This is a genomic window from Streptomyces sp. NPDC039462, assembly GCF_055639375.1.
The window spans coordinates 955,934-969,843 of sequence record NZ_JBVKAO010000003.1 but is presented as its reverse complement, the minus strand read 5'-3'; the positions used below and the strand labels follow the sequence as shown (position 1 = coordinate 969,843).

Annotated in this window: 13 protein-coding genes; 8 read left to right on the top strand and 5 right to left on the bottom strand. The window is 69.7% G+C overall.

Annotated features, from left to right (window positions below):
- Nucleotides 1-102: 102 nt before the first annotated feature.
- The 3 genes from ACZ7LU_RS21645 to ACZ7LU_RS21635 form a co-directional block, all read right to left on the bottom strand.
- Entirely contained in the window at nt 103-1,167 is a 1,065-nt protein-coding gene (locus ACZ7LU_RS21645; RefSeq protein WP_471917652.1) for a Rieske 2Fe-2S domain-containing protein, read from the bottom strand.
- Between the two features lie 25 nt (nt 1,168-1,192).
- Nucleotides 1,193-2,548, bottom strand: a complete 1,356-nt coding sequence (locus ACZ7LU_RS21640; RefSeq protein ID WP_471917651.1) for an MFS transporter — start codon at nt 2,546-2,548, stop codon at nt 1,193-1,195.
- Between the two features lie 306 nt (nt 2,549-2,854).
- Complete coding sequence (locus ACZ7LU_RS21635; protein ID WP_471917650.1) at nt 2,855-3,628, bottom strand: IclR family transcriptional regulator; 774 nt, start codon at nt 3,626-3,628, stop codon at nt 2,855-2,857.
- A 227-nt stretch (nt 3,629-3,855) separates the two neighbouring features.
- Here ACZ7LU_RS21635 and ACZ7LU_RS21630 point away from each other — a divergent pair, with 227 nt between their 5' ends.
- The 7 genes from ACZ7LU_RS21630 (at nt 3,856) to ACZ7LU_RS21600 (ending at nt 9,639) form a co-directional block, all read left to right on the top strand.
- Entirely contained in the window at nt 3,856-4,668 is an 813-nt protein-coding gene (locus tag ACZ7LU_RS21630; RefSeq protein ID WP_471917649.1) for an SDR family NAD(P)-dependent oxidoreductase, read from the top strand.
- Nucleotides 4,662-5,546: a 3-hydroxyacyl-CoA dehydrogenase family protein gene (locus tag ACZ7LU_RS21625; RefSeq protein WP_471917648.1), complete on the top strand. Its 885-nt coding sequence runs from the start codon at nt 4,662-4,664 to the stop codon at nt 5,544-5,546. Before ACZ7LU_RS21630 ends, ACZ7LU_RS21625 begins: the two co-directional genes overlap by 7 nt.
- A gap of 22 nt (nt 5,547-5,568) precedes the next feature.
- Nucleotides 5,569-6,405 carry a cyclase family protein gene (locus ACZ7LU_RS21620; RefSeq protein ID WP_471917647.1) on the top strand — a complete coding sequence of 279 codons (837 nt, stop codon included), beginning with the start codon at nt 5,569-5,571 and terminating at the stop codon, nt 6,403-6,405.
- Entirely contained in the window at nt 6,402-6,758 is a 357-nt protein-coding gene (locus ACZ7LU_RS21615) for a beta-D-galactosidase (RefSeq protein ID WP_468088526.1), read from the top strand. Before ACZ7LU_RS21620 ends, ACZ7LU_RS21615 begins: the two co-directional genes overlap by 4 nt.
- A 1-nt stretch (nt 6,759) precedes the next feature.
- Nucleotides 6,760-7,578, top strand: coding sequence for a beta-keto acid cleavage family enzyme (locus ACZ7LU_RS21610; protein WP_471917646.1), 819 nt, complete (start codon nt 6,760-6,762; stop codon nt 7,576-7,578).
- A 213-nt stretch (nt 7,579-7,791) separates the two neighbouring features.
- On the top strand, nt 7,792-8,583 hold the full coding sequence (locus ACZ7LU_RS21605) for an IclR family transcriptional regulator (protein WP_471917645.1): 792 nt from the start codon (nt 7,792-7,794) through the stop codon (nt 8,581-8,583).
- A gap of 96 nt (nt 8,584-8,679) precedes the next feature.
- The gene (locus tag ACZ7LU_RS21600; RefSeq protein ID WP_471917644.1) at nt 8,680-9,639 is read left to right on the top strand and encodes an amidohydrolase family protein; all 960 of its coding nucleotides are present in this window, start codon (nt 8,680-8,682) and stop codon (nt 9,637-9,639) included.
- Nucleotides 9,640-9,796: 157 nt separating this feature from the next.
- Here the strand turns inward: ACZ7LU_RS21600 and ACZ7LU_RS21595 are convergent, their stop codons facing one another.
- On the bottom strand, nt 9,797-11,119 hold the full coding sequence (locus ACZ7LU_RS21595) for a cytochrome P450 (RefSeq protein ID WP_471917643.1): 1,323 nt from the start codon (nt 11,117-11,119) through the stop codon (nt 9,797-9,799).
- Nucleotides 11,120-11,399: 280 nt separating this feature from the next.
- Nucleotides 11,400-12,119, bottom strand: a complete 720-nt coding sequence (locus ACZ7LU_RS21590) for a TetR/AcrR family transcriptional regulator (RefSeq protein ID WP_471917642.1) — start codon at nt 12,117-12,119, stop codon at nt 11,400-11,402.
- Between the two features lie 168 nt (nt 12,120-12,287).
- Between ACZ7LU_RS21590 and ACZ7LU_RS21585 the strand changes: the two genes are divergently transcribed.
- Nucleotides 12,288-13,748 (top strand): aldehyde dehydrogenase, encoded by a 1,461-nt coding sequence (locus tag ACZ7LU_RS21585; protein ID WP_471917641.1) that lies wholly within the window; start codon nt 12,288-12,290, stop codon nt 13,746-13,748.
- The last annotated feature ends 162 nt before the right edge of the window (nt 13,749-13,910 follow it).

Below are 13,910 nucleotides of genomic sequence, written 5' to 3'. Positions count from 1 at the left end.
GCTGTGCTCCGCAGTGGCACACGGCAAGCAGCCGGTCGGTACCCAGCACCCAGTGGATGCGGTGGACGTTCTCGCCGCAGAGGACAGGCGGGTGTAGCGGGGTCACCGGACCGCCGCCCGGACCTGCGTCGCGGCCTCTTCCTCGGCCATACGGGCAAGGATGCGGCGGGCGGCGAGGCCGCCGGTGTCGATGTTGATGCTCAGCTCCTGGTAGCCGGCCGGTTCGGTGTCCAGGGACTTCTGCAGCACGTTGAGGGCCACGACGTCCTGCATGACCACCGTGTGGTTGTTGCCGTGCAGGAAGTCGGTGACCTCCTGGTCGTCGAGGGCGAAGTCGCGGGCCACGGCCCAGAAGTCGTACACCGTCTTCTCCGTCGAAGGGGTGATGCCGTAGACGACCTCCACGTGGAAGGCGTGCGGGTCGCTGCCGTCCGGATCCGGGCCGGGAGCGCCGACGGGGGCGATGCGCGAGTGGAGCAGGTAGAGACCGGGTGCGTGGTACTCGATGTCCTGCCAGCGGGTGATCCGGCCCTCGATGCCCGTGGACTTGGCGTAGAAGGGAGGGCACTCCGCGTCGTCCATGTGGCGGCTGACGTGGACGACGCCTGCGGTGTCGTCGACCTGGGTGGTGATGGGCGTCTCGGCCACCTCGGGGGTGCCGATGTAACCGCCGTGCAGGTACGTCTCGTGGGACAGGTCCATGAGGTTGTCGACGAGCAGACCGTAGTCGCCGTCGATCGGCTCCATGCCCGACACCACCGTGTAGTCGGGCGAGTCCATCCATGGAGCGCGGGGCGGCAGGGCGTCCCCGGGCTCGTGGTCGCCGATCCACACCCACACGAAGGAGTCCTGCTCGACGACCGGGTACGTCTTCAGGCGCGCCGTGCGCGGAATGCGCTGCTGGCCGGGCACGAAGACGCAGCCGCCGTCGGGCCCGTAGGTGAAACCGTGGTAGCCACACACCACCCGGTCGCCTTCCAGCCGGCTCGGCGCCTGCGAGAGGGGGAAGCGCCGGTGCACACAGCGCTCCGACATCGCCACCGCCTGACCGCCCTCCGTGCGGTACAGCAGGATCGGCTCGCCCAGTACGGTGCGCCCGAGCAGCTCGCGCCCGACCTCGCGGCCATAAGCGGCGACGTACCACTGATCACGTATGAATGCGGTCATGCTCGTCTCCTTCGGAGTGGGACGTTCAGTGCGAGGTGCCGGCGGCCGGGGTCACCGCGGCGGGCCCCGTGTCCCCTGCCGGGCCAGGGCGCAGCAGCAGCACGAGGGCCGCGGCGGCGAGGAAGATCAGGCCGACGGCCAGGTAGAGGTTCTGCGGGGTCCAGCCGGCGTCGAGCATGCTGCCGGCGATGGTCGGGGCGAGGATCGCGCCGATACGGCCGACCGCGAGGGCGCTGCCGAGACCGGTGGCCCGGATGCCTGTGCCGTACGTGGCCGGGGTGAGCGCGTACAGACCGGCCACACAACCATTGGCGAACAGGCCGATCAGCGCGCCGAGGGTGAAGGCGACGCCGAGGGACGAGGTGGAGGCGATGAAGGCGGACAGCAGCACGGCGGTGGCGATCAGGTAGGCCGTGAGGATGGAGCGGAGCGCCAAGCGGGCGGCCAGCGCCCCGAGGACTGCCGAGCCGAAGATGCCGCCGACGTTGAGCAGCGTCCCGCCGGTCAGTCCTTGGCTGCCGGACAGCCCGGCCTCGACCAGCAGCGTCGGCGTCCAGCTGGTCACGAAGTAGAAGCCGGCCATGACGAGGAAGAACGCGGACCACAGCAGCAGCGTCGAGCGGCGCAGCGCGGGCGCGAGCAACTCGCGGAAACCGGCCGCGATTCCACTCGGTACGGCGGTGAGCGCGGGCAGGCTCTCCAGCGGCGGCTGCCCCATGCGCCGGGCCAGGACGTTGATCCTCTCCAGGGCGCGCTTGGGCCTGCGGACAGCCAGGAAGTCCATGGACTCGGGCAGACAGAAGAAGGCCAGCGGGACGGCGCCGACGGTGGCCAGTCCACCGGTCAGGAAGACCGAACGCCAGCCGAACTGGCCGGTCATGGAGACGGCGAGCAACCCACCGACCGTGGCGCCGACCGCGTAGCCGGCGGAGTTGAGGCTGACGGCGAGGCCGCGCCAGCGGTGGGAGGCGTACTCGCCGGAGAGGACGTTGCTACAGGCAAGGACGCCGCCGATGCCCGCTCCGGTGAGTACGCGCAGCGCTCCGAGCTGGGCGGGCGACTGGCTGACCGAGGAGAGCAGCATCCCGGTGGCGGCCACCGACAGGCAGCCGAGGATGACCGGGCGGCGGCCGATCCGGACCGCCCAGGGGGCGACGAACATCGCGCCCAGAGCCATGCCGACGAGGCCGGCGCTCAGCAGCAGACCCAGCTCGGAGGAGCTGAGCTCCCAGTCCGCCGACACGGCTTTGCCGGTGAAGGCCATGACGAGTACATCGAAGCCGTCGAGCATGTTGAGCAGGACGCACACCGCGATCGCGCCCCACTGGAAGCGGCTCATCGGCCCCTCGTCGAGGGCGGCTCGCAGGGAAGGGCCGGTCACCGGGGAAATCCGGGAAGGGGGCAGGCGGGTGGCAGAACCATGGCAGCACTCCGTTGTCGACTGCGTGGTCGGTGGGCGGCGACACCCGGTCCGTCAGGCGGGTGCGGCCCCGGCGGACCGGTGCGCGGGTGTCGACCGGTGCGGACCATCGTGGGGTCGCCGCCCCCAAGTGACCAGGAGTCTTTCCGGATGCCGGGAAACATCTGCCCGGATGCCGGGAATCAGCTGCGCCGATGCCGGCAATCAGCTGCGCGAGACCGGCGGCCATAGGCCCGGTGCCGATGATCAGGCGCGGGGCGGCGCGGCTCAGACCTGCGGCGTGGCCATGGCGCGGGAGATCGCCCGGGCGCTCGTGGAGACGAGCCGGGCCAGAGCGTGCGCGGAGGTGCTGCCATGGCGTACCACCAGCGAGACCGCTGCGATCACCGCGCCGTCGCCGCCGCGCACCGGTGCGGCGACCGACAGGGCGTCCATCGTGACCTGGCGGTCGCTGACCGCGTGGCCGTTGGTCCGCGTCTCGGCCAGCATGCGCCGCAACACACGCGGATCGGTGACCGTGCTCGGCGTGAAGCGTTTGAGGGGGCCGGCGAGCGCCTGCTCCTGCACCTCCGCGGGGGCGTGCGCGAGCAGCACCAGACCGACGCCGGTGGCCGTGAGGGCGAACCGCCCGCCCACGCGCGTCAGTACGGGTACCGCGCCGGAGCCGGCGATGCGCTCGACGAAGACGACCTCCGTACCCTCGCGCACCGCGAGCTGAACGTTCTCGCGGGTGATCTGGGAAAGGTCCTCCAGGAACGGCAGGGCCCGCTCACGCAGGCCCTGTCCGCGCGGCGCGAGGGAGGCGACTTCCCACAACCGCAGGCCGATGCGGTAACGCCCATTGTCCGCGCGTTCCAGTGCTCCCCAGGCGATGAGCTCGCCGAGCATCCTGTGCACGGTCGACACCGGAAGCCCTGACCGCCGGGACAGCTCGCTCAACGTCATCTCCGGGCAGTTCGCGCTGAACGCACCGAGGATCTGCAGCGCGCGGCCGAGCACGGGCCCCGGACGCTGCGGACCACGTACGAGCGAGTCCTTCAAGGCGCCCTCACCGATTCCCGACTGTGCGACTCGTCCAAGCCGTAGCGGTCAGTGTGCAAGAAGGTCGCGGCCACGTCGAGAGGTCGGAACGGCCGTACCAGGGCCAGGAGTCGGGGTTCGCGGTAACTACGTATTGCTCACCGCCCATTGACCATGAGCCGCGTCAGCCCTACGTTGAACCGCATTCCGGCACGATTGATTCGCATCACGGAACCTAGGGGGTTCTCGTGGCACTCACTTCTGCTGTCGCTCCTGATGTCTCTCCTCTCTCCCGCTTCACGGTCGACGGACGTTCCATCGTCATCACCGGTGCCACCGGCGCCCTCGGCAGCGCGGCGGCGCGTGCCCTGAACGCTCTGGGCGCTCGTCTCACTCTCGCCGGTGGCAACGCCGGCAAGCTCGACGCGCTGGCCGCGGACCTTGACGGGCCGGGTCCCGTCGAGACCGTCCGGCGCAGGCCGGACACCCCGGACGATGCCGAGGCGATCCTGTCGGCGGCGGTGCGCGCGCACGGTGGCGTGCACGGTCTGCTCGTCGCCTCCGGCATGAACCACGTCGCGCCGATCACCGAGATGAAGGTCGAGGACTTCGACGCGGTCCAGTCGGCGAACGTCCGCGGCTCGTGGCTGATGTGCCGGGCGGCGGGGCGGCACATGCTCGATCAGGGCGGTGGCGGCAGCGTGGTGCTCGTTTCCTCCACCCGTGGGCGGCTGGGGCACCCCGCCGGGTACTCCGCGTACTGTCCGTCCAAGGCCGCGGTCGACCTGCTCGGCCGCAGTCTCTCCGCGGAGTGGGGTGGCGCCGGGATCCGGGTGAACGTGCTCGCTCCCACGGTGTTCCGCTCGGAACTGACCGCCTGGATGTACGAGGACGACGAGAAGGCCACCGCGACCCGCGACGCCATGCTCGCCCGCATCCCGCTCGGCCGACTCGCCGAACCGGAGGACTTCGCCGGGGCGTTGATCTACCTGCTCAGCGACGCCTCCTCCTTCGTCACCGGACAAGTGCTGTACCTCGACGGCGGGTACACCGCATGCTGACCGTCGCCGTCGTCGGCGCGGGGCTGATGGGCCGGGGCATAGCCGAGGTGTTCGCGGGCGCGGGCCATCCCGTACGTCTGCACGATGTCGACGCCGACGCCCTGCGCGGCACAGTGGACGGCCTGCGCGGCAGGGTGGACGGCCTTCGGGGACTCGACGGGGCCGTCGACGGCAGCACCGACCTGGCCGAAGCCGTCACGGGAGCCGGTCTCGTCGTCGAGGCCGTCGCCGAGAACCTGGACGCCAAGCGGGAGCTGTTCGCCCGCCTGGACCGCCTGTTGCCCGACGCGTTGCTGGCCAGCAACACCTCCGTACTGCCGGTGAGCAGCATCGCCGAACGCACCGCCCGCCCGGAGCGGGTGGTCGGAACCCACTGGTGGAACCCGCCCGGCCTGATCCCCGTGGTCGAGGTCGTCCGCGGCAAGCACACCAGCGAGGAGACGATGGAGCGCACCACCGCTCTGCTGGCTTCCCTCGGCAAACTGCCCGTGCGCGTGGAGCGCGACGTGCCCGGGTTCGTCGGCAACCGTCTCCAGCACGCCCTGTGGCGCGAGGCGATCGGGCTCGTCGCGGACGGAGTGTGCACCGCGGAGACGGTCGAGACGGTGGTACGCAACACCATCGGCCTGCGTCTGGCCGCGATGGGTCCGTTGGAGAACGCCGACTACGTCGGGCTCGACCTCACCCTGGCCATCCACGAGGCCGTACTGCCCGACCTGAACCGCTCCCCGAGTCCTTCCCCACTGCTGAGCGACCTGGTGGCGGCGGGCGACCTGGGCGCCAAGAGCGGCCGCGGCTTCCTCAGCTGGCCCGAGGGCAGCCGCGAACGGGCAGGCGCACGCCTGGCCAGGCACATCGCCCGACTGACCAAACCGTAGTCCCGAGAAAGGTGAACTTCCCATGACCGAGACCTCTTTCACCTGGCCGCTCGGCCCCGACGAGCAGGGTCTGGAGTTCTATGACCTCTCCCACCCGTGGGGCCACGGAACGCCGTGCTGGCCGTACTTCGAGGACGTGAAGGTCGAGCGCCTGCACAGCATGTCCAAGTCCCGCGTGCTGACCCAGAAGGTCACCACAGTGATGCACTCGGGCACCCACATCGACGCTCCCGGCCACGTCGTGGAGAACACTCCGCTCCTCGACGAGATACCGCTCAGCTCCTTCTTCGGCACCGGCGTGGTCGTGTCGATCCCCAAGAAGAAGTGGGAGGTCGTCACCGCCGCCGACCTGGAGGCTGCCACCCCAGAGATCCGCCCCGGCGACATCGTCATCGTCAACACCGGCTGGCATCACACGTACGGCGACAACAGCGACTACTACGCCTACTCACCCGGCTTCTACAAGGAGGCCGGCGAATGGTTCGCCGCCAAGGGCGTCAAGGCCGTCGGCACCGACACCCAGGCCCTCGACCACCCCCTGGCCACCGCCATCGGCCCGCACGGTCCCGGCTCCCCGAACGGTCTGCTGCCGTGGGCCTGCGAGGAGTACGAGGCCGAGACCGGCCGCCAGGTCCTCGACGACTTCCCCGAGTGGGAGCCGTGCCACCGCGCCATCCTGTCCAAGGGCATCATCGGATTCGAGAACGTCGGCGGGGACCTGGACAAGGTCACCGGCAAGCGGGTCACCTTCGCCGCGTTCCCCTGGCGCTGGACCGGCGGTGACGGCTGCATCGTCCGCCTGGTCGCCATCGTCGACCCGACCGGTGAGTACCGGATCGAGACGGGGCAGCGCGGATGAGTCCCATGCGGGTCACCCGGCTCGACCAGGCGCCGCCGTACCGGCCGCCGTTGCACCACGGCGTCGGCGGTCTGCGGCTCCAGGGCCACGAGGCCGGGCCGACCGCCCGATTCTGGTCCGGACTGTCGTACTACCTGCCCGGCGGAGCGGCGGACGCGGCGCCCACCGTGGAGGAGACCGTGTACGTCGTCCTCGACGGCGAGGTCGTGGTCACCGCCGACGGCCGGGAGGAGACGCTGCGGCGGTACGACTCCGTACACCTGCCCAAGGGCGAGACCCGTTCGGTGGAGAACCGCTCCAAGCGCCCTGTCACCCTGCTCGTCATCATCGCGCTGCCGCCCGGGGAGGACTGACATGGGCGTCGTCATCACCGTCGCGCCCACCGGGCCGATCGCCACCAAGGCCGACAACCCCGGCCTGCCGACCTCACCGGAGGAGATCGCGGAGGCCGTCGCCGACGCCTATCGGACCGGCGCGTCGGTCGCCCACATCCACCTGCGCGACGAGCACCAACGGCCGACCGCCGACCTGGACATCGCACGCAGAACCATGGACTTGATCGGCGAGCGCTGCCCGATCCTGATCCAGCTCTCCACGGGAGTGGGGCTGAGCGTGCCGTTCGAGGAGCGTGAGCGGCTGGTGGAGCTGCGGCCCCGCATGGCCACCCTCAACCCCTGTTCGATGAGCTTCGGTGACGGCGAGTTCCGCAATCCGCCCGACGGCGTTCGCCGGCTGGCGGCCCGCATGCGGGAACTGGAGATCAAGCCCGAACTGGAGATCTACGACACGGGGCATCTGGAGGCGTGCCTGCGGCTGTGGAAGGAGGGCCTGCTCGCCGAACCGCTGCAGTTCTCTCTGGTTCTCGGCGTACGCGGGGGCATGTCGGCCACGGCGGACAACCTCCTCACCATGGTCCGCCGACTGCCGCCGGGCGCGATCTGGCAGGTCATCGCGATCGGACGGCACAACCTGCCGCTCACTGCGATGGGTCTGGCACTCGGCGGCAACGCCCGCGCCGGTCTTGAAGACACCCTGCACCTGCGCAAGGACGAACTCGCCCCCGGCAACCGGCCCCTCGTCGACCGGGCGGTCACCCTCGTCCACGACCTGGACCTGACTGTCGCCGACGTCGAGGAGACGAAACGGCTCCTCGGCCTGTCGGCCCATGCCTGAACGTCGGCGGCCGAGGCGCCACGTTGCCGGGACGCCCGCCCGGCGGACCGTGCCCCCGTCGCGCCGCACTCGACTCCTTCCGAATGGCGTCCCGTGGGCTTGCTCCATGTGGTCGCTGAAGCCCGGCCAGGCACCGACCTGCGGCCCGCGCTCACCGCCCCCGAAGCGATACGGCAGGCTGGCCCCGGAGAACGACGGGAGAGGGGAGCAGTCATGCCGGTGACCGAAGAGTCGGTGGGGCAGGAAACCAAACGGGAGGCCACCTCGGGGGGCATCCAGGTCATCGCACGGGCCGCGGAGGTGCTGCGCCTGCTCCAGGCAGCGCCGTCCGGCCTGACTCAGGCCGAGGTGGTCGAGCGGATCGGCCTCGCCAAGTCCACGGTCCACCGCATCCTCGGTGCACTGGAGGCGGAAGGACTGGTGACCGTGGCCGGCACCCGCGGGCGGTATCGGCTGGGGCCGGAGATCCCTCGCATGGCCGCTTCCGTGCGCTCGGCCATGATCGTCGACCTGCGTCCCTATCTGGAGGATCTCTCCCGCCAACTCGACGAAACCGTCGACCTGTCGGTCCTTGAGGACCACCAGGTGGTCTTCGTCGACCAGGTCATCGCCGACCGTCGGCTGCGTGCGGTCAGCGCCGTCGGCGCAGGCTTCCCCCTGCACTGCTGCGCACCTGGCAAGGCGCTGCTCGCCGCCCTCTCGACGACCGAGCTCGATGACGCCGTACCGAACCGGCTCACCGCCGAAACGCCGCACACCCTCACCACACGCCTCGCCCTGCACCGCGAACTCGACGCCATTCGCCGCACCGGTGTGGCCTTCGACCGCGAAGAGCACACCGTCGGCATCTCGGCGGCCGGCGTCGCCATCCGCACCGCGGCCTGGGGCACCGCCGCCATCAGCGTGCCCACCCCGACGCAACGCTTCACCGGATGTGAGCAGGCGATCGCCGATGCCCTGCTGCAGGCCAAGGACCGTATCGAAACGGACTTCGGACCCGTGTAGTCCGCATCGTGGGGCCCGCACCGTGTGGTCCTCATCACCGTGGCGGGTTCCGGTGCCGACACCCTAGGGGCACGTTGCTAAAGGAGGAACACCACCATGCGGAAAATCGCGATCGAAGAACACTTCACCACATCCGCCCTGGCCCACTACAGCCTGCCCGCCGCCACCTTGTTCGACCCACCCCAATGGGACTCGGCCATGCGGCACTTGCTGGACTTCACCGACGTACGCCTGCCTCAAATGGACGAGTTCGGCATAGACATGGAGGTGCTGTCCCTGACCGCACCGGGCATCCAGGCCGAGGCCGACACCGCTCTCGCCGCCAAACGCGCGGCACAGGCCAACGACTTCCTCGCCGAGATCATCCGCAAGCACCCCACCCGCTTCTCCGGCTTCGCGTCACTCGCCCTTCAAGACCCGGACGGCGCCGCGGCCGAGCTGGAACGCGCAGTCTCTCAACTCGGCTTGCGCGGCGCCCTGATCAACGGCCACACGCACGGCGAGTACCTGGACTCTCCGAAAACCTGGCCGGTGTGGGAACGCGCCGAAGCCCTCGGTGTGCCGATCTACCTGCACCCCGCGAATTCCTATGATGTGTGGCACAACCTGCGCGGCCACGAGGAACTGATCGGGCCGATGTGGAGCTGGGGCGTGGAGACCGCCACCCACGCCCTGCGCATACTCTTCGGCGGTGTCTTCGACCGCTTCCCCGGCGCCACCCTCGTCCTCGGTCACATGGGGGAAGGTCTCCCCGGCATTCTCTGGCGCCTGGACAGCCGCTGGAACTTTCTCGACCAACGCGGCATCCGCCTGGCCAAGCCGCGCCCCTCCGACTACATCCGGGACAACATCATGATTACCACCAGCGGAGTGTGCGCCCACGCGCCTCTGCTGGGCAGCCTGCTGGCGCTTGGCGCCGACCGCATCATGTTCGCCACCGACTACCCCCTGGAAAGCAACCACGACGCCGTCCGCTTCATCGAGACCGCACCGATCAGCGAGACCGACCGCGCAAAGATCTGCCACCTCAACGCCGAGCGCCTGCTCCACCTCTGACATGGCTCACCTCAGGGGCGCAAGGCGGGCATGGACGCCACGCCGGCGACCCGACGACCTTTCCGGCGCGACGGGCAGTCCGCCCCGTTGTCGTAGGAGAGCTGCACAGTCTCGGTCGTGATCGAAGTTCTCTGCAGAGTGAAAGGCAGGACGGTCTTCATCGGCGTGGGGTGAGGGTGAGGCCGACGCGGCCGCGCGGCGGCAGGGCCACGGCCAGCCGCGGGCGCGGATCGCCGGAGATGTGTACGTCGTAGCGGCTCAGCACGGTGGCCAGGATCAGCACGGACTCCATGGCGAAGAATGCCTGGCCCACGCACTGGTGGGCACCGTCCCCGAAGGGCAGGTAGGCCATCGAGTGCCGCGCGCGCACGGCCGGCCTGTCGAAGCGGTGGGGATCAAAGCGCAACGGGTCGGGCCAGAACTCCTCGAGCCGGTGGGTGAGATAAGGGGAGATGACCAGCGTGGTCCCGGCCGGCACCGCCACCTCCCCGACGTGATCGTCCTTCCTCGCGACCCGGGGAACGGCCCAGGCCATCGAGTACAGCCGCATCACCTCGGCCATCACCTGCTGGGTGAAGGCCAGTTTGCGTGCGTGCTCCGGCCGCGGCGGTCCGTCCGCCAGCACCTGGTCGGCCTCCTCACGAATCGCGGCCACCACAGCCGGATGCCGAGCCAGGACTGCCCAGGCCCAGGTGAGCGTCAAGGCGCTGGACTCCGACCCGGCCACGAACAAAGCCACGATGTCCTGACTCACATGGTCATCACTCAACGGCCGGCCATCGACTCCGCTGCCCCGCAGCAGACCGCTCATCAAGTCCGTGCTGCCGGCGTCGCCCTCGCGGCGGGCCGCCTCGATGACCGGCAGCAGCGTGGCATTGATACTGCGAGTCGCCCGCAGAAAACCACGGTCCCCGGGCATCGGCACCCGGTGTGGGACGAAAGGCATCGCCATACGCCACAGCAGCGCACCCAGCGCTGTGGCCACATCCTTGCCCAGCCGGTCGCACTGCTCCGCGCCGATCCGGGAGCCGAAGAAGACCGGGTTGATGACCCGGTGCACCAGCCGGGTCATCTGCGCCACCGCGTCCACCGGCTGCCACCGCGCCAGACCCGCCAACTCCTCCACGCCCTGCTCGACGGAGGCGGCGATGCCCGCCCCCGACTGCTGCAGGTACCCGCCCGACATTCCCTTGCGCAGGATGTCCCGGCTGGCCAGCCACCCCGCCCCCTCCCCCGCGATGCCGCTGCCCGTCAGCCGCCCCAGCGCGTCCCACATCGCCGCCCCGCGCACGTAGTTCTCCGCGCCGTCGCGCAACACGTACTGCAGGTGATCAGGGTGCGTGACCAGCAACGGCCGAAACGGCCCGAGCTCCAGCCGCGCCACCGCCCCCTGCGCCCGCCGCCCGACGTCCTCCACCAGCCCAAGGGGTCCCCCGCGCGCCAACTGGCCCACGATGCGGTGCAAAGGCACGGCCTCCACACGATTGACAGTAGGTGCAGGCACCGCGGCCGCCTTCCGGCATACGGATCGAGTGCTGGACCGGCCCCGTCGAGTGCAGCGCCCGCTACGGACCAGCCAGACACACCGTCATCTTCCGAGGCATACCGGAGGGAGCCTAGAAGTACGGCCGCCTCGCGCTCAACGCACACACGCCCTGTCGGGGCTTGGAGAGCGCTCCTCATCCAGTCCTATATGCACGGCGCGCCCGCACTGCCCTGCCCGCGAACGACAGTCACCCCCGTGAACAGAGCGCCCAAGTTCACTCCCTGTGTTCTCGATCAGGGAATTCCTGTACGGGACCGGTTCCCAGCGGCACGTTCTCCGCACGGGCCAGCAGTCCAGAGATGGTCACCTCAACCGACTGTCGCACGAGATCGGTGAAGTCCGCCTGCAGCGGCGCGAGCGCCGGACTGGAGGCGTACGCAGCGAGCAGCGCGTCGGGAGGGCTGCTGTAGGGCCAGGATGCGCTGATCGCCAGAATGCTCAGCCCCACGAGCCGGAACACGTCCTGGCCGCCGAGCTCCGGCAGGTACCGCAGAAACAGCTGGGCAAGGGCCTGGAAGGTGCGCAGGCTGGCCTTCTTGTGCTCGATGGCCACCTGGACGGAGACGTTGTGCTCCAGTACGGCTGCCTGGGCACTGATCAAATCGCACAGTACCGGCCGCTCGGCCAGGGACTCGGCCAGCACCCTGGCCAGCCGGTCGCCACGCTCGCGCGGCGTTCCCTCGACGGGCGTGAGCGCGTCCTCCAGCTCGGCGAGCCAGTCCTGCAGCTCGGCGTCCAGCAGCTGCAGCAGGATCGCCTCTCGCGATTCGAAGTACCGCAGCACGTTCGCCTTCGCCAGGCCCACGCGCCGGCTCAGTTCGTTCAGGCTCAGCTGCGCGACCGGCATCTCCGTCAGCATCCCTGCCGTGATCTCAAGGATGTGGTGCCGCCTCTGCTCGCGCTGTTCGTCGTTGCGAGCACGTTGAAAGTCCACCTGAGCATCGTACATACCACCGGTCCGTTGCTAAGTGACCAGTGGTCCGTTACGGTGGAAACAGGGCAAGATACCGGCAGTACTTAAAAAGGGTGGAGACACCAGCCGGTGACGTGACCTCTCCTGCGCCCTCCTGATTTCCCCCAGGCCCCCGACGAAAGAGCCGACATGTACGAGTACGAATACGAGCACTTCTTCATCGACGGCCAGTGGCAGAAGCCGGTCGGCGAATCGATGACGGACGTGGTTTCTCCCTCCACCCAGGAGGTGGTCGGCCGAGCGCCGTTGGGCGACGCCGAGGACATCGACCTGGCCGTCGACGCCGCGCGCCGCGCGTTCGACGAGGGCCCGTGGCCGCTGATGTCGCCGAGCGAGCGCGGGGTGATCCTGCGCAGGCTGGCGGAGAACCTGACGGCGGCCGGGGAGAAGATCGCCGACGTGATGACCGACGAGGTCGGCACCACGCGCGCCAACAACCTATGGATCGGCCAAGCTGGCGCGGGCCTGCTCCACTACTACGCCGACATGGCCGGGACCGACGGCGTGGAGGAGGTGCGGACCGGCCTGAGCGGCACCGCGTTCACCGTGCGCCACGAGCCGGTCGGAGTCGTCGCCGCGATCGTGCCGTGGAACAGCCCGCTTTTCCTGCTCATGGCCAAGGTCGCACCCGCGCTGGCCGCCGGCTGCACGGTCGTCGCCAAGGCACCTGAGGAGACCCCGCTGGAGTTCTACTTCCTGGCCGAAGCGGCGCAGGCGGCCGGCCTTCCGGCCGGTGTGCTGAACATCGTCGCCGCGGACCGCAAGGTCAGCGAGTACCTGGTGCGCCACTCCGGCATCGACAAGGTGTCCTTCACCGGCAGTACCGCCGCCGGTCGTACGATCGGCTCGATCACCGGCAACGACCTCAAGCGAGTGAGCCTGGAGCTGGGCGGAAAATCCGCGGCCGTCGTCCTGGACGACGCCGACCTGGACACGGTGGTCCAGTACGCCCTGGCCGGCGGCATCGTGCCCAACAACGGCCAGGCGTGCATGGCGCTCACCCGCATCCTGCTGCCGCGCGCCCGCCACGACGAGTTCGCTGAGGCCATCACCGCCGCCGTCAAGGCGCTGAAGGTCGGCGACCCGTGGGATGAGGACACCCAGATCGGTCCGCTGATCTCCGAGCGGCAGCGGGACCGTGTCGAGGCCTACATCGCGTCCGGACTGGCCGAGGGCGCGCGCATCACCACCGGCGGCGGTCGGCCCGAGGGCCTGGAGCGCGGCTGGTACGTGGAGCCAACCGTCTTCACCGGCGTCGACAACAGCATGAAGATCGCGCAGGAAGAGATTTTCGGCCCGGTCCTGGTCCTGATCCCGCACGATGGCGACGACGACGCCGTCCGCCTCGCCAATGACTCGGCCTACGGCCTGGGCGGAGCGGTCTTCAGCGCAGACGCGAAACGCGCCTTCAAGGTCGCCAGGGCAGTGCGCACCGGCACGATGGGCGTCAACGGCTACATGCCGGACTTCGGTGCACCGGGCGGCGGCTTCAAGGCGTCGGGCATCGGCCGGGAGATGGGGGCGGAAGGCTTCGGGGCCTACCGCGAGACCAAGACCGTCCTCGGCGTCGCCCCGCAGAACCCGTCTTGAACCGTTCGGCAGCCCGGACGTCTCATTGCCGGGTGAGGGCGGTGAGGCGGGGCCTCGGCGGTGGGGTGGGCAATCGGGGAGGACCCCCGTGGCAAAAGGAGCGTCGTGCTGTGCGTGCTATCGGCGTGCCGGGCCGGGCTCCGGCAGATTCTGGAAGTCCTC